The organism is Streptomyces avidinii (assembly GCF_014650695.1).
GTDB lineage: Bacteria > Actinomycetota > Actinomycetes > Streptomycetales > Streptomycetaceae > Streptomyces > Streptomyces avidinii.
In genome coordinates, this window is the sequence record NZ_BMVL01000002.1 from 182,988 (window position 1) to 201,012 (window position 18,025).

Sequence of the window (18,025 nt, forward strand, 5' to 3'; positions counted from 1 at the left end):
TTGATCGTTCGGCTCACTGACGGGACATACGGGGGCAGTCGGCAACGGACGGGGCAAGTGATCGGGATGCGGGTCGCACGAAGGACTGTTCTGCAGGCGGCTTCGGTGGGAGCCCTGACGGCGCTGCTCGGCCGCACGTCCGCGACGGCCGGGGCGACTGCGGCGACGTCGGCCACCGTCGCGGGGGCGCCGGGTGCCGCCGCGGACCTGGTACGGCTGCGCTTCACCCGGGCCACCAACGGGGCGGCCACCGCCGTCGGGGACCGGGTCGTCGCCGAGGTGCAGGGCGTGCTGTGGGCGCTGCCCCCGGACGGCGCGCCCGCGAAGCCGCTCACCCCGCCCGACCTCGAACCCGGCCGCCCGGTGCTCTCCCCCGACGGCCTCCGGGTGGCGATGAGCGCCTACCGCGGGGGCGCCTTCCACATCTGGGTGATGAACGCGGACGGCTCGGGCCTGCGCCCGCTCACCGACAGCCCCTTCGACCACCGCGCGCCCGCCTGGTCGCCCGACGGCCGCAGCATCGCCTTCAGTTCCGAACGCGGTGGTGATCCGGTCACCGGAAGTCCGTACCGGATCTGGACCGTCACCGTCACGGGCGGCAGCCCGCGCCGGCTGACGGGCCTGCCCGGGCAGGACGGGCCGGGTCAGGACGGGGAATGGGAGGACTTCGACCCGGTCTGGTCGCCGGACGGCTCGCGCGTGCTGTTCGTACGCGGCACGCCCACCGGGGACACCCTGACCGCCCGGACCATCGCCTCCGTCGCCGCCGGGCCGGACGCCGACGGGCCGGTGCGGATCGAGCACACCGTCACCGGCGGCAGGCTGCTGAGCCCGGCCCTCTCCCCGTCCGGACGGACCGCCTGGCTGTCCGCCGCCCCCGGCCCCCGCAAGGCCGAGCACCTCTCCCTGTACGTCGACGGCCGACCGGTCCCCCTCGACGGAGATCTCGCGCCGGCTCCCCCGCGCTGGATCGGCGACGATCGGCTGCTGATCACCCTCGACGGTCGGTTCCGGACGGTCCGCCCGCACCGGGAAGGCGCCGACGGCAGCGGCGACGGCCGGGACGGCGGCGGCCGCGATATCGGCGAGATGCGCGAGATCCCCCTGAACGCCACCCTCGAAGTGCCCCGCCCGCGCTACCGGGTCAAGGAGTACGTGCTGGAGGCCGAACGAAGCCTTCCGGTCCGGGGCATCCACCTGCCGGCCCTCTCCCCCGACGGCCGCAACGTCGCCTTCGCCGCGCTGAACGCGTTGTGGGTCGCCCCCGTCACCGGCGGTGCGCCCCGCCGGATCGTCCGGGCCCCCGAAACGGCGTACGTCCAGGGGCCCGTATGGACCCCGGACGGCCGCGCCCTCCTCTACACCGACGACCGCGACGGACTGAACACCGTGCGACGCCGGGAACTCGACAACGGCCGCGAGAGCGTCCTCGCCCCGGGCGGCCGTGTCTACGGGGTGCTGTCACCGGACGGCAGGCGACTCGCGGCGCTCGACCTCGCCGGCCGGCTCCTCGTGCGCGACCTCGCGACCGGTACCGAGACCGCGCTCGTCGCGGCCCGCGGCGGCGGCGGTCTGCCCGGCCCGCCCAGCTGGTCGCCCGACGGCCGCCACCTCGCCCTGTGCGACCGCAACCGGCTCAGCCGGCGCTTCCGCGAGGGCTACAACGTGATCCGGATCGTCGACACCACCACCGGCGCCGCCCGGCTCCACGCGCTCGCCCCGCACGCCTCGCTCGCCGACCGCTATGCCTCCGGGCCGGTCTGGTCCCCGGACGGCCGCTTCCTGGCCTGCGTCAGCGAGTCGGCCCTGTGGCTGCTTCCCGTCGACGCCGACGGCAACCCGGCCGGCCCGGCCCACCGGCTGACCGGGGAACCGGCCGACCACCCCTCGTGGTCCGCCGATTCCCGCACCCTGCTCTACCAGTCCTGTGCCCGGCTGCGCCTCCTCGCGCTGGACGGCGCCGGCGCACCGGCCGGTCCGCCCCGGACCGTGCCCGTCTCCCTGACCTACCGGCGCCCCGCGCCCGTCGACACCGTCGTACACGCCGGACTGCTGTGGGACGCCACCGGATCCACACCCCGCGCCGATGTCGACGTCCTGATCAGCGGCGGGCGGATCACCGCCGTCGAGCCGCACCGGACGGGCCGCCGCGCCGCCCGCACCGTGGACGCCTCCACCGGCACGGTCCTGCCCGGGCTGTGGGACGCGCACGTGCATCCGTACCCCTACACCTACGGGGCGCGCCAGGGCGCGCTGCACCTGGCGTACGGGGTCACGACCGTGGTGTCCCTCGGCGGTTCCGCCTATGAACAGGCCCGGCTGCGCGAGGACATCCGCGCCGGGCGGCTCGCCGCGCCCCGGATGCTGGCGGGCGGGGAGCTCCTGGACGGTTCGCGGGTCGCCTACAGCATGGGCCGCGCCCATCGCACGGAGGCGGGGTTCGCGCGCTCGCTGGCCCGGGCCGCCGCGCTGGACTGGGACTTCGTCAAGACGTACGTACGGGCTCCGTATCCGTACATGGCCGAGGCGGCCCGCTTCGCCCACGAGCGGCTCGGCGTCCTGGCCGGCTCCCATCTGTGCGCCCCGGGTATCCGGTCCGGCCAGGACCTGACCACGCACCTGGTGGCGACCGAGCGCGCCGAGTACGGGTACGGGGCGACCCCGCGGGGGCACACCTACCAGGACACCCTGGAGGTCTACACGCACGGCGGTTTTGACCTCATCGCCACTCCCTTCACGGCCCTCCCGCTGATCGGGGCCGATCCGGCCCTCGCCGACGATGCCCGGGTGACCGACCTGATGCCGCCGTGGGACGTGGCGGCCGTCCGTGCCGCGGCCGCCGCGCCCCCGAGTGCGGAGCAGAGCGCCGCGCTGGAGCGGGAGGTGGGCGTCTACCGGCGCGTCATCGAAGGCGGCGGGCGGGTGGCGCTGGGCACCGACGCGCCGCTCACCCCGGTGGGCCTGCACCTCCACCTCGCCCTCCGGGCCCTGCACCGGTACGGCCTGACGCCCGCGGAGGCACTGACGACGGTGACCCGGACCCCGGCCCGGGTGTTCGGCGTCGCGGACCGGCTCGGCACGGTCGAGCCCGGCCGGATCGCCGACCTCACCCTGGTCGGCGGCGACCCCTTCACGGACTTCGACGACCTGGTCCGCGTACGGGCGACCGTGCGTGGGGGTACCGTCCGTGAACGTCCCGCCCTGGAACGCGCCTTCACCCGGTCCGCCGGGCCCTCGACCCCGGCCCCGGACCCGGCCGACTGGCGCGCGGTGCTGGACCAGATGCTGCGCGACGGCTGCTGCACCCCGCACGGCTAGGAGACGTCCGGCCCTGTCAGCGGCCGCACCCGCAGTCGCCGTACGACGGTGCACGACGGGACGGCTGCGGCAGGCCCCGGCCGGGGCGGCGTGTCAGGCTGCGGCACCGGCGGTCCGCCGGCGGCGCAACCCGATGGCGGAGAGTTCGATCAACGTAGGACTGCAGGGAGGTACGGGGCCCGGCCGGCGGGTCCTCGGTCCGGACGGCGTCGACGGGCAGGGCGCGCGGGGCGGACCTGGCCGGAGCGAACGCTCGTGATCAGGGCCGGTCGTACCAGGCGAAGGCAGTGATCCGCCAGCCCTCCGGGGTGCGGACGAACTGGATGGTCTTGGTCCCGCCGCCCTCGAACGGCTCGCCGTCGAGGACCCCCGACTTGCGGTACTCGCCGAACCTCGAGGCGATGTCGCCCACGATCTCGGTGCGTTCGGAGGTCTCCCACTCGGAGAACTCGACCAGCCGGCCCTCGGCCAGCAGGCGCCGGCGGGGCTCGATGAACGTGTCCACGGTGTAGACGGTGAACTGCGGGCCGGTCATGGTGATCACGCCGCCCGGCAGCACCAGCCGGCGGATCCGGTCCAGGTCGGCGGTCCTGCCGCCCCGGTTGTCGAAGGCGCCGAAGAACTCGGCGGTCACCACGTCTATTTCGGCCTTGGACGACATGGCGCGACAGTAGCACCGCCCTTCAGGCGGCCGACGCCGTAGTGATCACCAGGGGTGGTCTCGCCCGTTCCGCCGACCACGGCCGGCCGGCCGCGAAGTCCGGGTCGGCCACGGTCAGGGCCTCGGCCACGGTGGGCCGGTGCTGGGAGGCGGCCCGGAAGCCCGCGCGCTCCAGCAGGGCCGGGAGGAGGCCGACGGGCCACGCGTGGTTGGGCATCTCCTGCCAGGATCCGTCCGTGCGCCGCAGCCGCACGGTCAGCTCGTCGCCCGGCCCGTACACCTCGCCCGGGTCGCCGATCCGCAGCGAGGCGTACTCGGTGCCGCTGCAGGCGGGGTCGGTGGTCAGCAGCACGAACAGGGCGCCCGGCCGCACCAGGCGGCGGATCTCCGAGAACACGCCGAGCAGCGCCTCTCGGGTCGGCAGCGACGCCAGCACGTGATTGCACATCACGGCGTCCGCGCAGCCGTCCGGCAGGTCGGTCACCCGTCCGTCCTCGACCAGATGGAACCCGTCCACCGCGGTCGCCGAGCCGCGGGCCAGGGCCAGCATCTCCGGGGAGGTGTCCACCCCGAGCACCCGTGCCCCGAGGCGCCGGGCCGCCTGGTCGGCCACCTTGCCCGGACCGCATCCGTAGTCCACCAGGACCTGGCCGGTGCCGATCCGGCGGGACAGGGCGCGGAAGACGAACGGGTAGCCGAGCAGCCAGTCCGTCTCGGCGTCCACCGCCGCGAACGCCTGCGCCCCCGCACGTCCGGACCAGGCGGTACCGTCCTCGGCGCCGTCCTGCCCGGGTCCCTCCGGTCTGTCGCTCACGGGCCCACTATCGACCCGTACAGGCCGTGCGGGGGTGGAGCGACACGGGGATCGCCGTGGCCGGCCCGCGGTCGCGGTCCGTCGGTCGCGGTCCGCAGCTGCGCTAGAGGTCGATCCAGTAGCGGCGCTTGGGTCCGATCAGGGTTTCGCGGACGTCCTCCAGCACCCCGCCGTTGCCCTCGATCGTCCGGATCGACGCCTCGTTGTCCGGGTCGCAGGTCACCAGGACCCGGTCCATCCCCAGCACGCGGGCCTCGTGCAGTACGGCGGCCAGGGCCCAGGTGGCCAGGCCCCGGCGACGGGCCGAGGGCCTGATGCCGTAGCCGATGTGGCCGCCCGCGTCGAGGAGGAACCCGTTCAGGTAGTGCCGCAGGTCGATCGCACCCAGGTAGGTGTCGCCCTCGGCGATCCACCAGTACGTGGCGTGGACCCGGCCGTGGTCGACGGGCGCCGTGCGGTCCGCGTACCGGCCCAGTCGCTCCACCCAGGCCGCGAAGCCCTCGGGGGTGTCCACGTCGTCGTCGGAGCCGAGTCCGGCGCCGTCCATGGGGGCGTCGGGTCCCCATTCCTGCTGCGCGGCGAGCCAGGAGGCGTGCAGGCGGGAGGCGGGGGCTATGAGCTCGGGCATACCTCGGACGGTAGCAGCCGCGCGGGCGGGTCCGGCCCCGGACGTGGCCTCCTACGACGCGTCTGTCGGCAGCGTTCTCGCGCGGGCGATGACCAGGGCGACGTCGTCGTGGTCGTCCGTGCGGCGCAGGGAGTCCAGGAGACGGTCGCAGGTCTCCTCCAGCGGGCGCCCGGTGTCGGCGAGCAGGGCCAGCAGGAGGTCGAGGCGTTCGTCGATGGGCTGGTCACGGGTCTCGACCAGGCCGTCCGTGTAGAGGACCAGTTGGTCACCGGGGTCCATGGCGATGGCGGTGGACTCGAAGGGGATGCCGCCCACACCGAGCGGGGCGCCGGTGGGCAGGTCGAGCAGGCGGGGGCTGTGGCCCGAGCGGATGAGGACGGGGGGCAGGTGTCCGGCGAGGGCGACCCGGCACTCGGCGGCGTGCGGGTCGTAGACGGCGTAGACGCACGTGGCGATGGTCTCCTCCAGCGCAGCGGTGGTGCGGTCCAGTTGCTGGAGCACCTGGGGCGGGTCGAGGGCGAGCTCGGCGAGGGTGCGGGTCGCGGTGCGCAGTTGTCCCATGCTGGCGGCGGCGTTGATGCCGCTGCCCATCACGTCGCCGACGACGAGGACGGTGGTGTCGTCCGGTCCGGCAATGGCGTCGAACCAGTCGCCGCCGATCTCGCTGCTGGCCGCGGCGGGCCGGTACCGGTAGGCGACCTCCAGGCCGGGGGTGGGCGGCGGGTGGTGCGGGAGGAGATGGTGCTGGAGGGCGAGGGCGGTGTGGTGCGCGTTGCGGTACCAGCGGGCGTTGTCGATGCAGACGGCGGCGCGGGCGGCGAGTTCGCCGGCGAGCACGATGTCGTCGTCGTTGAACGGCAGCGGGTTGCGCGTGCGTTTCAGGTCGAGGGCGCCGAGCACCTCGCCGCGGGCGATGAGCGGCACGGCCAGGTAGGAGCGCAGTCCCGCGCGGGTCAGCAGGTTGGCGGCGGTGCTGTCGCGGGCGATGCGCGAGATGTCCCGGGCCTGTACGTGGGCGACCAGGACCGGGTGGCCGGTCGTGACGGACTGGGTGACGAGCCGGTCGGCGGCGTAGCGGGCGATGTCGCCGGGCGGGTCGGCGGCGCGGACGGCGTCGCTGGGGTAGGCGGCGGCGAGGGCCAGTGCGCGGAACACCGCGGGCTCGTGGGCGGAGGACCTCAGGGTCGGCCGGCCTTCGAGTACGGAGTCGAGGATGTCGACGGCGGCGATGTCCGCGAGCTCCGGCACGACGACGTCGGCGAGCTCGCGGGCGGTCTGGTCGAGGTCGAGGGTGGTGCCGATGCGCACGGTGGCGTCCGCGATGAGGGCGAGTCGCCGGCGGCTGCGGGCGATCTCGAGGGCCGCCTGGTGACTCTGCGTGACGTCGACCACGGAGGTGGCCAGGCCCAGAACCCTGCCGGTGGCGTCCTCCAGCCGGTAGTACGACACCGACCAGGCGTGTTCGGTGCGCTCCCCGCCGTGGGCCCGGCCGGCCGTGAACTGTTCGAGCAGCGGCCTTCCGGTGGCCAGGACCTGGCGCATGGCCGACTCGGCGGCCTCCGTGTCGTCGAGGAAGGCCAGGGCCTCCCGGACGCCGCGGCCTATGTGCTCCTCGGCGGGCAACCCGTTGATCCGCTCCAGCGTCGGGTTGACGAGCACGTACCGGAGTTCGGTGTCCAGGACCGCGAGCCCGATGGGTGACTGGGCCACCAGCCGCGCGGAGAGGGCGAGGTCCCGCTCCAGCTGGCGCAGCCTCGTGCGGTCGGTCGCGATGCCCAGTGCGTACATGTCCCCGTGCTCGTCGAGCAGCCGCATGTTGCGGAACTCGACCAGGCGTGTGGTGCCGTCCCTGCGCCGTACCGGGAAGGCTCCCGCCCAGTCCCCGGCGCCGCCCATGACCCGCGCGAACAGCTCCGTGACCAGGCCCACGTGCTCCTTGGCGGCCAGCAGCCCGGCGGCCGGGCGGCCGAGGGCCTCCGCCGCCGTCCACCCGAACAGCTGCTCGGCCTGCGGGCTCCACAGCGCGACCCGGCCTTCGGCGTCGAGGACGACCGCCGCGACGTTCAGTACGTCGAGCAACCCGCTCGGCGGGGAGACCCCGGTCATACCGGGCCTGATCCCACCGGTCCCCGATTCGTCGATCGCACTCATCGGCGACGCTCCTTCCGGCATCGTCGGCCCGACGCCGCCCGCCATCGCCCGCCCCGGGGGGGTGCAAGGCGCGCGGCTACTCTCATCGTGCCCCCGAACCTGCGGGTCAGCGCCCGGAGCGGTCGCTCCGGGTCCACCGGGCACAACGCGGAGAACACCGCAACCCGACGTTCGTCGGGGTCGGGCAGCCGTTGGGCCGGGGCGGGCGGGGTCCGCAGATTTCTACGGTCGGGACCCATGGAATCCAACACCCGATACGTTCCCGAGCAATCACGCCACCCTCGCCGTCGCGCTGGCGGGAGGCGTGCCCCTCGTACGGCCCCGACCCCGGCTCCGTCACCCGTACCGGCCGCGCCCCCACCCCGGCCTCGTACGCGACCACCGCCGCGGCGGCCCCGTTCCGGCACCTTGATAGGTCTTTAGCTAATGTGCTAAATATCTACCATGACAGAAGCTCAGGACGAGGCGGGGGCCTTCCGCGCGCTCGCCGATCCGACGAGGCGCCAGATCCTCGAGGACCTCCGAGGCGGCGAGCTCGCGGCGGGCGAGATCGCGAGCAGGTTCGCGATCAGCGCGCCGTCCATTTCGCGGCATCTCGGCGTGCTCAAGGGAGCGGGGCTGGTCACCGAGCGGCGGGACGGCAACCGGATCCTCTACACGCTGGCCGAGGACCGCCTGGCGACCTGCATCGGCCGGTTCCTCAGTGCCGTCTGCCCCGAGCAGATCGTCCTGCGCCACACCAAATGGCGCCCCGGGGCGCAGAGTGAGGAATCATGAGGCAACCGCGCCTGTCCAGCGTCATCGAGCGACGCCTTCTGGTGAACTACCGGGTCGCCCCGGATGCCGCGGCACGCCTGCTTCCGGAGCCGCTGCGCCCGCAACTGGTGAACGGCCACGCGGTAGCGGGCATCTGCCTGCTGCGGTTGGGAAGCGTCCGGCCGGTCTGGGCGCCCAGGGCCTTCGGACTGCGGAGCGAGAACGCGGCGCATCGTATCGCCGTCGAGTGGGACGGGCCGGACGGCGTCGAGACGGGCGTCTACATCCCTCGTCGCGACACCGCCTCGCCGCTCAACGTCTGGGCCGGCGGCCGCGTCTTCCCCGGCGAACACGGCCGCGCCGATTTCGAGGTGCACGAGACGCCCGGCCAGGTGCGCGTCGCCTTCGCGACGCGGGACGGCGACACCCGGGTGGACGTCACCGTCGAGCCGTCCGACGAGCTGCGGGGCAGCGAGCTCTTCGCCGACCTCGCCGAGGCCTCCCGCTTCTTCCAGGAGGGGGCGAAGGGCTACTCGGCCACCGGTTCCGGCCGCCACCTGGACGGCATGGAACTGCACACCGACGCCTGGCACGTGGAAGCCGGCCGGGTTCGCTCCGCCGCATCGTCCTTCTTCGACGACCCGGACCGCTTCCCACCGGGCAGTGCGACCCTGGACTGCGCCCTGGTCATGCGCAACGTTCCCGCCGGCTGGCGCCCGCTCCCGGCCATGGCCGCCGACCGAGGTCTTCCACTCGCCGGGTGAAGCACCCGCCGCACGGCAGGCGCACCGCCCCCGGAAGCGGCGGTGCGCCGCCGGCGCCGGCCTTCACGGCGCCGGGTCCCGGTCGCTGAGGGTCAGGTGTGCAGGCGGCTGTTGGGGCCGTCCTGGTCCCCGGCCGTCTCGTCGTTGAACCAGTAGTCGCCGGCCGCCAGGTACCGGAACGAGTGGACGCTCTCCATGGGCAGCGCGACCGTGACCGCGCGCTTGCCGTCCTTGCGCGCCTTGAGGGTGTGGACTCCTGGCTGCCAATCGTTGAAGTCACCCACCACGCTGACCGGACCCGGCGGAATGTCCGCGGGGAGGATGAAGGTGACCTCGGTGCGGTCCTTCTTCAGCGTGCGTTCCAGCATGGGGCAGGCTCCTGACGGCGTCAGCGGATGGGTACACCGCCCATCGTCGGGGGCAGACCCGCCGACCAACCGCCGACCCGGCCGCCCACCGTCCCGGCATCACCCACCCACCACATTCGGTGACACAAATGGTGCGAGATGTCACATTCTGTGTCAGCCTGGCCCGAGGAAGCCCCAGACCCACTCGTCGACACACGTGCCCGGAAGAGCTCAGGCGGGGCCGCGGGGACGGGCCGCGCGAGGAAGAACGCCGACCCGACCCGCCGTCACACCCCCCGCACGCAGGACCCGGCCGGGGCCGTAGTCACCCGGCCGGGTCCTGTCACGTGTCCCGAAAGACGCACCGCGTCTGCCCGGTTTCACTCCGGGTAGGTGAACTCGTCCGCCGGGCTCGCGGGGGACGAGTAACCGTTCGAGAGGACGGTGACGTTGACGGTCGCGGGCTTGCCCAAGCCGATGGTCGGCTTGGGTGCCGTGACGAGCAACTGCTCGGGGGCGCAATCGACGAGCTCCGCGAGATTGTCTCCGAAGTAGACCTGGGGGTCCGGGGCGAAGTGGATGCCGCTGATCTGGACTTGCTCGCCGGCCCGGGCACTGTCCGGGCTGATGCCTGTGACCGCCACGGCGGCGGGGCCGCCGTAGGCGAACTGGCCGCGCGGGACGGCCGGGGAGGTACCCAGATTGCTGGTGACCCGGACGTCGACCACGCCGACGCCCTCGGGTGCCCAGGCAATCATCACATCGTCGCGGATGACGTACTGCTTGGAGCTCGGCACCGTGCCGAAGTCGACCATGACACCCTGCCCCAGCCCGCTGCCGACGATCTCGATCGGCGTACCGGCCGCGCCGACGGGATCCACGAGAGCCACGACCGGACCCGGCTGCACGTCAGGCGCGCCGAGGAGACCCAGATAGGTGGAGTTGGAGTGCTGGAAGTCCACCTGGCCCATGAAGTCCTGGAGCGACTGCTTCACCACGTTCCGGTCGACGGGGTCGTAGCTGCTGTTCAGCGCGTCGCATTTGCCCGGCTGAACGTAGACGTTGGGACCGGGGAGGGCGACGAGCGCCGAGATGACGGCTTTGACGTAATCGGTCGCCGCCGGGCCCGGATCGGGGTACCACTGCTTGGTCGCCCCGAGGTTGTTCCAGGCCTGCGGCACCATGTCGTTGCTGTTGTAGTGGCGCTCGTTCGCCTGCCACTCCAGGGAGTCGACGTAGGCCGCGAATTCCGCTCCGCCGGCGGTGGGGGCAGCGAAGGTGTGCAGCTCGAAGTTCGGTTTCCCGTTGGGCCAGGTGAGCGTCTGGAGGTAGGGGGCGACCATGGTCGCGATGCAGCCGCCCAGGCTGTGGCCGGTCACGTACACCGTCGGGTTCGGTTGCGCGCGGCCCAGGGCGGTGATGAGCGCCTGCGCCAGGGTGACACCCGCCGTGCTCATGGTGACGACCTCGGTGAATGCCTTCATCGCTCCCTTGGAGACCGAGACCGGGGACGGCATCCCGATGAGGTTGAACGGGACCACTGTGCCGACGTCCAGGTCCTCCAGCAGATCGGTCACGCTGCCGACGGTGCCGCGGATCACCACCGCGAACGCATTGGAGCCGTCGGTGTTCCTGGCCAGGTAGGCCATGTTGGCGTTGCCCGGACTCACCCCGACCCATGAGAGGACCCATGTGCCCCGGGTCCCGAGCGAGGTGTCGGCCAGTTGCTGGTTGATGCCGAGGATGATCCGGGTGCTCTGTTCGGCAACGGTCTCGCCCGAGGGGCGCGGGGTGGCGGCGGTCGCCGCGATCGCGGAGAGCGTCATGGTCACTTGCGGGACGGTCGGCTGGTTCACGTCGGTCGCCATGCTCGCTCCTCGGAGAACACCCGATCCGGCCGGAGCAGGTTCGCCTCCAAGCTACTTTTCGCCGGGGAATCCCGACGGGAGGCGGGTCCGGGGTTCACGCCATCGGGCCAGCAGCCCCTGGGGCTGTTCCTGTTCGGGCCCAGGTCCTCAGGTGGTCGGGGGCCGCTGGGGATGTGCGCGCGCCGGAACGGATGCGGCGTGGCCTGCTTGACCGGACGGGCCGCCGCCTGCAAAGTCAGGATGCGACACCGCAGCAGCGCCAGCTGACTCTGCCGACCGGTCCCGCCCGTCCACGCACGGCAGACCGGCCCTTGCATCCGGGAGCGGCTGAACCGATGGTCCTCGACCTGGTTGTGATCGGTACGGCCATCACCCTGGGTCCTCTGCACAACAGCGCCTTCATCCTGCTGCTCTCCTCACGGCGCGGTGTCCGTCAGGGCCTGGCGTTCCTGTTGTCGTGGCTGGCCAACCTGCTTGCGGTGATCGCCTGCGTGATGCTGCTGACCGGCGGCCAGCCGCCGGCCCGTCACAGCGTGCCCTCGACCGCCGCGATCGCCGCCAAACTCGTCATCGGCGTGGCACTGGTGCTGTACGGCGCGCACCGGCACCGAAGGCCGCCCCGCCCGCACGGCCCGCCGCGCTGGGCAGCTCGGATCGACGGCGCATCCCCGGCCACGGCAGCCGCGCTGGCATGGCTGCTGCAGCCCTGGGCGCTGGTCGGTGCCGGCGCCGCGACCGCCGTCGACGCGGACCTCTCCACCCTCGCCGACTGGCTCGCGCTGGCCGCCTACTGCCTGCTGGCCACGCTCAGCCTCGTCGTCATGGAGATGTACGCGTTCTCGGCGCCCGCGCGGGCGAACGCCCGGTTGAACGCCCTGCGGAGCTGGCTGGAGCAGCACCAGGAGCAGCTGATCGTCGTGCTCTCCCTGCTCGCCGGCCTTTGGCTGACGGCCCGGAGCGTCTACCAGCTGATCGTCTGACACGTCCGGCCCCGGCGGCGGCACCCGCGCCCCTGGGGCCTGCGGGCTCCGGTGGGAGCCGTGGGCTCTTCGCATGGTGGGTACACAGCCGCGTGGGGCGGAGCGGGGGCCGGGTCGGACTCCCGACAGCTACCTCGCCGGTCTCCACCTGCGCGCCTCGGTGATCTGGATCAAGGACCTCACCAGGACCACCCGATGATCACGACTGGATATGCCCCTGGCTGACGCGCTGAGGTGCCGGACGCCAAGGGCGGGCAGGAGTTGAGTCAACGGTCCACCAGCCCTTGACGCGGGGCCTCACCCGTGGATTCCGCGTCGGTGTCGTCGGTGCCGACCGGGCCGCGGGGAAGCATCCGGTCCAGCCACTTCGGCAGCCACCAGTTGGTCCGGCCGAGGAGTGTCATGGTCGCCGGTACCAGCACCATGCGTACGACCGTGGCGTCGATGAAGATCGCGGTGGCCAGGCCGAGCCCGAACATCTTGGTGGAGGGGTCCTCGGCGACGGCGAAGGACAGGAAGACCGCCACCATGATGAGGGCGGCCGACGTGATGATCCGGGCGGTGCCCGCGACCCCCTCCACGATCGCCGTGCCGTTGTCGCCGGTGCGCACGTACTCCTCGCGCACGCGCGAGAGGAGGAACACCTCGTAGTCCATCGACAGGCCGAACAGGATGGCGAAGAGGAACATCGGGATGAACGACACGATCGGAACCGTCGCCTCCAGCCCGATGAGCGCACCGCCCCAGCCCCACTGGAAGACCGCGACCATGACCCCGTAGGCCGCGCCGATGCTCAGCAGGTTCAGCAACACCGCCTTGAGCGGTACGACGACCGAACGGAAGACCAGCATCAGCAGCAGGAACGAAAGCGCCAGCACGGCGGCGACGAACACCGGCAGGCGTTCGCTGGTGCGTCGGCCCACCTCGGAAAGGCTCGCGGCGGCGCCGCCTACGTGGGCCCTGGCCGGGCCGTGCCCGATCGCAGCGGGCAGCACCTCGGTGCGCAGCCGGGCGATGGTGTCGGCCGTGGCGGCCCGGGTACCGACCGGGGCTGGCATGTCGAAGCCGAACTGCCGAGAGCGAGGAGCGAGAGCGGTGTCCATTCGCGTCCTCGTCGCTGACGACCAGACGATCATCCGCACCGGGTTGCGGATCATGCTGAACGCCCAGCCCGGCATCGAGGTGGTCGGCGAGGCCGCCGACGGGCGGGAAGCAGTACGTCTGGCCCGCGAACTACGCCCCGACGTCTGCCTGTTCGACATTCGCATGCCCGTACTCGACGGGCTCGAGGCCACCCGGCTGGTCGCCGGCCCGGGCGTCGCCGACCCGCTGGCCGTGGTCGTCATCACCACGTTCGACCTCGACGAGTACGTCTACGGCTCACTGCGTGCCGGCGCCCGCGGATTCCTCCTCAAGGACACGGGACCGGACCTTCTGGCGCAGGCCGTACGGTCGGCGTCCGAGGGTGAGGCGCTCATCGCGCCCAGCGTCACCGTCCGCCTGCTCCAGGCATTCGCGGACCTGCCCGCCGGCCGGCCTGCAGCCCAGCCGGTCTCCCCCGTCACCGCCCGCGAGGAGCAGGTGCTCCTCGCCGTCGCTCGCGGCCTGACCAACACCGAGATCGCCGATGCACTGCACATCAGCCTCAGCACGGTGAAGACGCATCTGGCCAGCCTGATGGCCAAACTCGGCGCCCGCAACCGGGTCGAGATCGCGATGTGGGCCTACGAAACGCGCCGTATCCTCCCCGGAACCTGAGCCGGGTGCCGGGCCATGTCCCATGAGTCCCCGCCCGGACGTCAGTACACCGGTCGGCTCACCAACGGTTCTACAGCGGGGAGGGCTGGACGGCCCGCGGCACGAGAAGTCCGGGATGCCTGGCCGCAAGGACCGGTGGAACCTCCGCCACGACCCCTACGGCACCCGGCTCGTCTGGCTGCGTGGCCACCGCATGGGCACCTGGGTCGGTCACGGTCCCGTGGCGGTTGCTGTCATCGACCGCGACCCCGTTCGGCAAGCCGGCCGGGGACCATGCGGTCCGTGCACAATCCGGTCGCACCGCTGGCTGCGCAGGTGTGATCTGGCAGCGCACGTCGGGACGGCGCGATCGTCGGGCCAGAGCCGGGTCAGGGGCCGCGCAGCAGCTGCGCGGCCCTGACCCTGAGCTCCGGTCGATGTCGCCGGACAGGTTCGGCAACCGACTGTCCCAGGCGGGTCTACTACCAGCACGACCGCCGCCACGATCAGCGGCCTCGTGACCCGCTCGCCCACGTGCCGCCGGACGGAGAACCAGGAGATGCCGTCGTGCAGGCTCGTGCCGCTGCCGCTCTCCGGGCTCGGGCGGGTGCACGAGCGGCCAGGCCAGTGTCAGAACTGCTGAGCTTCAGGGGTGTTGTCCAGCCACCACTGGCAGACGTTCCAATGGTTCCCCGTACTGCCCGCGTCGTCGAACGTCACGTCGGCTACGACCGGACCGCTGCAGTTCGGGCTGGTCGTGTCGTGCATGCTGCACTTGAGGGCGTTGTCCGGCGCAACGGGGTCGATGGCCGCGATAACCGACTTCATGGTGGAAGGCTACGCGATGGTGTCCATGCGGATCCGGATCGGATTCAGAGCGAGCAGCACCCCCGGACAGTGTTCATGTCCTCGCCCTGGCAGCGCCGACGCCCCCATGGAGTGCCTCACCCCTGGTCGGCTTTCCTCGGCGCCCGATGCTCCGGCATCCATCCCGCGCCAAGGCCACCGCACGCATCTACGCGCTCCGGTTCGTGAGTCTGGCGCTCGATGTCCGGAATACGCAAGCCTCCGCGCCTGGAGTAGTGAACACTCGTGCTCGAGGCTAAAACGGCAGGACGCCACCGCCCTGCCCCGCTTGGGCGAGACAGCCTTGGAGTCGTGGAAGCCCCCAGCTGACCTCCGTCTCCGTCCCCGGGGGATCGGCACTGTCCCAGCCCGCTCGGACGCTTCGCCCCGGGACTCCGCACAAACCACATCGCCACAACACCGAGGAGACCCATCAGTGAGCGACGAGCAGTCCGTTCCACCCATGCCCACCGAACCACCCGCACCCAGCCCCAAGCAGCGGCCTGGTTGGCTCGTCCCGGTATCGACGGGCATAGCCGGGCTGGTACTCGGCATTGGCTCGACGCTGCTCGTGCAGGCTGCAGGGGGTGATGACGAAGCCGCAAAGACGTTCACACTGACGGGCACGGTCGAGGTGATGGGCGACACCAAGGCCGTGGTAACGACCAACTCCGGCTTGTGCGGTGGGACTGGTGGCTACAACGACCTGAGGGGCGGAGCCTCGGTCACGGTGTACGACAAAGCCGGCCTGATAGTGGGGACCGGCTCTCTGGGCAGCGGCACTGTCAAGGATGCTGCGACGGCGTACAAGCGGACGTGCCGCTTCGCTGTATCGGTGCCGGATGTGCCAAGGGGCAAAGAGTTCTATCAGGTGGAGGTCAGCCATCGAGGAAAGGTCAACGTCAGCGAGTCGGATGCGGTCGCGGGCCTGTTCGCGGCATCGATCGGAGACTGAGGCGGAGTGCCCCGCACCCGCGGGGATGGTCCCAGGGGCGCCCTGGGACCCCCAGTTCTCCGGCTGGGTCAGCACGGTGAGCTTGGAGCCGGCCTTCTCGCCCGCCACCAGGAGGGTGGTGCGCTTGGACACCGACGACGATGCCTTTCCACCGGCCCGCTCGATCAGCTCGTTCAGTCGAGGGTTGAGCTCCATCACAGCCTGGTGGCCAGCCAGATGGTCACAGCCGCCGTGATGGTGAGCCCGACGTTGAGCGCGATCCGTCGGTCTTCGCCGGTCAGGTGGACGGCGATCGCCCCTCCCTGGAGGAGTACGAAGCCGCTGGCCGCGGCCGACGCCAGCGGGAGCGCGATGCCCGTCAGCGGCGGCAGGATCAGGCCGGTCGCGCCGAGTATTTCGACCGTCCCCAGCGTCCTGAGGACGGGCACGGGCATGCGGTCGACCCAGGACATCATCGGCCGGAGCTGATCGCGGCTGCGGATCACCTTCAGCATGCCCGCGTAGACGTAGAAGAGGGCGAGCAGTCCCGCGACGATCCAGTAGGCGATGTACATAGTTCCCGTTCATGAGTCATCGGTTCACGGAGACCCGTCGACTGCTTCAGTCGAGGTCGGTGGCAGGCTCGGTCGCGTAGCGGCTCATCGCGTCGACATTCGCCTGGGGCGTCAACGGCCGGCCGCCGGCGAGTGCCCCTTGGAGGTCTCGGAAGTACTGCACGTACAGGTCGGGGGTGAAGGTACTGAGCAGGACGGCGGGCTGGTCGGTCAGGTTGGCAAAGGTGTGGGGGATACCGGGCGGAACCATCACGAGCGTGCCCGTGGTGGCGTCGCGGTCCTCGTCCCCGACGGTGAACCGGACGGTCCCGGAGAGGACGTAGAAGCCCTCGTCGTGCAGCCCGTGGCGGTGCTGAGGTGGGCCCTGGGTGTGCGGGGCGAGGACGGACTCGGTGATCGCGAGGCGGTGCCCCGTGTGGCTGCCGTCCTCCAGGACGCGCATGCGCGTGGTGCCCAGAACGATCGTCTCGCCCTCTCCGGGTCCCACCACCGACAGGGCGGATCCGGTCCGCGGCTCGCTGTTTCGTGCTTCTTCGGTCATGGTCACCAGTGCACCGCCCGAGCTGCATCAGTGTCCAAGACCTGTTCCGCGGCGCCGATACGCGGTGGGTATCGTTGCAGCGTGGAGCTACGCACATTGCGCTATTTCGTTGCGGTCGCCGAGGAACTCCACTTCGGCCGGGCCGCCACCCGACTGCACATGAGCCAGCCGCCATTGAGCCGGGCGGTCAAGCAGTTGGAAGCCGAGTTCGGGGCCCTGCTCTTCGCCCGCTCGCCCACCGGCGTCACGCTCACACCGGTGGGCACGGTGCTGCTCGACGAGGCGCAGGCCCTGCTCGGCCATGCCGACCGCGTCCGGGTACACGTGAGCGCGGCGGCCGGCGCCGCGACCATCACCATCGGCATCCTGGGCGACGGCACCGACCCGGGGGTGTCCAGGCTGGCCGCCGCCTACCGCCGAACCCATCCCGGCATCGACATCCGCATCCGCGACACCGATCTGACCGACCCGACGTGCGGGCTGCGCACCGGACTGGTCGACGTCGCCCTGACCCGGGCGCCCTTCGACGAGACCGCCCTGACGGTGCGTACGCTGCGAACCGATCCGGTCGGCGTGGTCCTGCGCGCCGACGATCCGCTGGCCCGCTGCGACCGGCTGCGGCTGGCCGAGCTGAACGACCGCCGCTGGTTCCAGTTCCCGCAGGGCACCGATCCCGTCTGGCAGTCGTACTGGAACGGCGGCACACCGCGCGAGGGCCCAGTGGTGCGCGCCGTCCAGGAATGCCTGCACGCCGTGCTGTGGAACGGCACGGTCGGCCTGGCCCCCCTCGGACACGACCTGCCCGCAGAGTTGGCCGTGGTGCCGCTGATCGACATGTTGCCGAGCCGAGTGGTGGCGGTGTGCAAAGAAGGTGACACCAACCCGTTGGTCCGATCCTTCATCGAGATCGCGGCAGCCGCATACCGCCACCAGGGCCGTCCCGCAAATGATCTACCGCATGCTCGTTGAACCCGGTTGCGTCCCAAACGCGAAGGGTGGCCACCGAGCCCGCTGTGGGAAGCCCTTTTCCCGCTGCGGTACCGCGCGGCAGTGTCGGCAACCGACAAATGGTCCGCAGCCGTGAGCGCACTCGTCAAATACGGGA

Annotated in this window: 18 protein-coding genes and 1 pseudogene; 8 read left to right on the forward strand and 11 right to left on the reverse strand. The window is 71.8% G+C overall.

What is annotated here, in order from left to right:
- Window positions 1–66 precede the first annotated feature (66 nt).
- On the forward strand, window positions 67–3,318 hold the full coding sequence (locus tag IE257_RS04945) for an amidohydrolase family protein (protein ID WP_189965089.1): 3,252 nt from the start codon (window positions 67–69) through the stop codon (window positions 3,316–3,318).
- Between the two features lie 259 nt (window positions 3,319–3,577).
- Here IE257_RS04945 and IE257_RS04950 read toward each other — a convergent pair whose 3' ends face one another.
- From IE257_RS04950 to IE257_RS04965, 4 genes are all read right to left on the reverse strand, one after another.
- A complete protein-coding gene (locus IE257_RS04950) occupies window positions 3,578–3,979 on the reverse strand; it encodes a nuclear transport factor 2 family protein (protein WP_189965091.1) in 402 nt (133 codons plus the stop codon).
- A gap of 22 nt (window positions 3,980–4,001) precedes the next feature.
- The gene (locus tag IE257_RS04955) at window positions 4,002–4,793 is read right to left on the reverse strand and encodes a class I SAM-dependent methyltransferase (protein WP_189965093.1); all 792 of its coding nucleotides are present in this window, start codon (window positions 4,791–4,793) and stop codon (window positions 4,002–4,004) included.
- A gap of 103 nt (window positions 4,794–4,896) precedes the next feature.
- Window positions 4,897–5,421: a GNAT family N-acetyltransferase gene (locus tag IE257_RS04960; protein ID WP_189965095.1), complete on the reverse strand. Its 525-nt coding sequence runs from the start codon at window positions 5,419–5,421 to the stop codon at window positions 4,897–4,899.
- 51 nt (window positions 5,422–5,472) lie between these two features.
- Window positions 5,473–7,572 carry a SpoIIE family protein phosphatase gene (locus IE257_RS04965; RefSeq protein ID WP_372452936.1) on the reverse strand — a complete coding sequence of 700 codons (2,100 nt, stop codon included), beginning with the start codon at window positions 7,570–7,572 and terminating at the stop codon, window positions 5,473–5,475.
- 444 nt (window positions 7,573–8,016) lie between these two features.
- On the opposite strand from IE257_RS04965, the gene IE257_RS04970 reads away from it, so the two are divergent.
- Together IE257_RS04970 and IE257_RS04975 are read left to right on the forward strand one after the other, a co-directional pair.
- A complete protein-coding gene (locus tag IE257_RS04970; RefSeq protein WP_189965097.1) occupies window positions 8,017–8,349 on the forward strand; it encodes a metalloregulator ArsR/SmtB family transcription factor in 333 nt (110 codons plus the stop codon).
- The gene (locus IE257_RS04975; protein WP_189965099.1) at window positions 8,346–9,092 is read left to right on the forward strand and encodes a DUF2071 domain-containing protein; all 747 of its coding nucleotides are present in this window, start codon (window positions 8,346–8,348) and stop codon (window positions 9,090–9,092) included. Before IE257_RS04970 ends, IE257_RS04975 begins: the two co-directional genes overlap by 4 nt.
- Window positions 9,093–9,184: 92 nt before the next feature.
- Here IE257_RS04975 and IE257_RS04980 read toward each other — a convergent pair whose 3' ends face one another.
- Together IE257_RS04980 and IE257_RS04985 are read right to left on the reverse strand one after the other, a co-directional pair.
- Complete coding sequence (locus tag IE257_RS04980) at window positions 9,185–9,460, reverse strand: isoamylase early set domain-containing protein (protein WP_189965101.1); 276 nt, start codon at window positions 9,458–9,460, stop codon at window positions 9,185–9,187.
- A gap of 359 nt (window positions 9,461–9,819) precedes the next feature.
- Window positions 9,820–11,307 (reverse strand): lipase family protein, encoded by a 1,488-nt coding sequence (locus IE257_RS04985; protein WP_189965103.1) that lies wholly within the window; start codon window positions 11,305–11,307, stop codon window positions 9,820–9,822.
- A 335-nt stretch (window positions 11,308–11,642) separates the two neighbouring features.
- Between IE257_RS04985 and IE257_RS04990 the strand changes: the two genes are divergently transcribed.
- Complete coding sequence (locus tag IE257_RS04990) at window positions 11,643–12,287, forward strand: GAP family protein (protein WP_189965105.1); 645 nt, start codon at window positions 11,643–11,645, stop codon at window positions 12,285–12,287.
- 73 nt (window positions 12,288–12,360) lie between these two features.
- Window positions 12,361–12,486 (forward strand): hypothetical protein, encoded by a 126-nt coding sequence (locus tag IE257_RS38830; protein WP_268251376.1) that lies wholly within the window; start codon window positions 12,361–12,363, stop codon window positions 12,484–12,486.
- Window positions 12,487–12,553: 67 nt separating this feature from the next.
- On the opposite strand, the gene IE257_RS04995 is transcribed toward IE257_RS38830, so the two are convergent.
- On the reverse strand, window positions 12,554–13,345 hold the full coding sequence (locus tag IE257_RS04995; RefSeq protein ID WP_229920129.1) for an MMPL family transporter: 792 nt from the start codon (window positions 13,343–13,345) through the stop codon (window positions 12,554–12,556).
- Window positions 13,346–13,382: 37 nt separating this feature from the next.
- Here IE257_RS04995 and IE257_RS05000 point away from each other — a divergent pair, with 37 nt between their 5' ends.
- Window positions 13,383–14,045, forward strand: coding sequence for a response regulator (locus IE257_RS05000; RefSeq protein ID WP_189965107.1), 663 nt, complete (start codon window positions 13,383–13,385; stop codon window positions 14,043–14,045).
- A gap of 609 nt (window positions 14,046–14,654) precedes the next feature.
- Here the strand turns inward: IE257_RS05000 and IE257_RS05005 are convergent.
- Window positions 14,655–14,852 carry a hypothetical protein gene (locus tag IE257_RS05005; RefSeq protein ID WP_189965109.1) on the reverse strand — a complete coding sequence of 66 codons (198 nt, stop codon included), beginning with the start codon at window positions 14,850–14,852 and terminating at the stop codon, window positions 14,655–14,657.
- Between the two features lie 454 nt (window positions 14,853–15,306).
- Between IE257_RS05005 and IE257_RS37870 the strand changes: the two genes are divergently transcribed.
- Window positions 15,307–15,825, forward strand: a complete 519-nt coding sequence (locus IE257_RS37870) for a hypothetical protein (protein WP_229920130.1) — start codon at window positions 15,307–15,309, stop codon at window positions 15,823–15,825.
- A gap of 75 nt (window positions 15,826–15,900) precedes the next feature.
- Here the strand turns inward: IE257_RS37870 and IE257_RS39300 are convergent.
- The 3 genes and pseudogenes from IE257_RS39300 to IE257_RS05020 all read right to left on the reverse strand — a co-directional run.
- Window positions 15,901–16,005 (reverse strand): annotated as a pseudogene (locus IE257_RS39300) (BRCT domain-containing protein); the annotation flags it as partial.
- A 14-nt stretch (window positions 16,006–16,019) separates the two neighbouring features.
- Complete coding sequence (locus tag IE257_RS05015; RefSeq protein WP_189965111.1) at window positions 16,020–16,379, reverse strand: DoxX family protein; 360 nt, start codon at window positions 16,377–16,379, stop codon at window positions 16,020–16,022.
- Between the two features lie 46 nt (window positions 16,380–16,425).
- Window positions 16,426–16,920 carry a cupin domain-containing protein gene (locus IE257_RS05020; RefSeq protein ID WP_189965113.1) on the reverse strand — a complete coding sequence of 165 codons (495 nt, stop codon included), beginning with the start codon at window positions 16,918–16,920 and terminating at the stop codon, window positions 16,426–16,428.
- A gap of 81 nt (window positions 16,921–17,001) precedes the next feature.
- Between IE257_RS05020 and IE257_RS05025 the strand changes: the two genes are divergently transcribed.
- A complete protein-coding gene (locus IE257_RS05025; protein WP_229920131.1) occupies window positions 17,002–17,889 on the forward strand; it encodes a LysR family transcriptional regulator in 888 nt (295 codons plus the stop codon).
- Window positions 17,890–18,025 lie beyond the last annotated feature (136 nt).

Excerpts from the sequence above, each read along its gene's own strand:
- IE257_RS04945 (WP_189965089.1), top strand. The coding sequence starts at position 67 with ATGCGGGTCGCACGAAGGACTGTTCTGCAGGCGGCTTCGGTGGGAGCC.
- IE257_RS04950 (WP_189965091.1), bottom strand. The coding sequence starts at position 3,979 with ATGTCGTCCAAGGCCGAAATAGACGTGGTGACCGCCGAGTTCTTCGGC.
- IE257_RS04960 (WP_189965095.1), bottom strand. The coding sequence starts at position 5,421 with ATGCCCGAGCTCATAGCCCCCGCCTCCCGCCTGCACGCCTCCTGGCTC.
- IE257_RS04965 (WP_372452936.1), bottom strand. The coding sequence starts at position 7,572 with ATGAGTGCGATCGACGAATCGGGGACCGGTGGGATCAGGCCCGGTATG.
- IE257_RS04970 (WP_189965097.1), top strand. The coding sequence starts at position 8,017 with ATGACAGAAGCTCAGGACGAGGCGGGGGCCTTCCGCGCGCTCGCCGAT.
- IE257_RS04975 (WP_189965099.1), top strand. The coding sequence starts at position 8,346 with ATGAGGCAACCGCGCCTGTCCAGCGTCATCGAGCGACGCCTTCTGGTG.
- IE257_RS04980 (WP_189965101.1), bottom strand. The coding sequence starts at position 9,460 with ATGCTGGAACGCACGCTGAAGAAGGACCGCACCGAGGTCACCTTCATC.
- IE257_RS04985 (WP_189965103.1), bottom strand. The coding sequence starts at position 11,307 with ATGGCGACCGACGTGAACCAGCCGACCGTCCCGCAAGTGACCATGACG.
- IE257_RS04990 (WP_189965105.1), top strand. The coding sequence starts at position 11,643 with ATGGTCCTCGACCTGGTTGTGATCGGTACGGCCATCACCCTGGGTCCT.
- IE257_RS38830 (WP_268251376.1), top strand. The coding sequence starts at position 12,361 with ATGGTGGGTACACAGCCGCGTGGGGCGGAGCGGGGGCCGGGTCGGACT.
- IE257_RS04995 (WP_229920129.1), bottom strand. The coding sequence starts at position 13,345 with ATGCCAGCCCCGGTCGGTACCCGGGCCGCCACGGCCGACACCATCGCC.
- IE257_RS05005 (WP_189965109.1), bottom strand. The coding sequence starts at position 14,852 with ATGAAGTCGGTTATCGCGGCCATCGACCCCGTTGCGCCGGACAACGCC.
- IE257_RS05015 (WP_189965111.1), bottom strand. The coding sequence starts at position 16,379 with ATGTACATCGCCTACTGGATCGTCGCGGGACTGCTCGCCCTCTTCTAC.
- IE257_RS05020 (WP_189965113.1), bottom strand. The coding sequence starts at position 16,920 with ATGACCGAAGAAGCACGAAACAGCGAGCCGCGGACCGGATCCGCCCTG.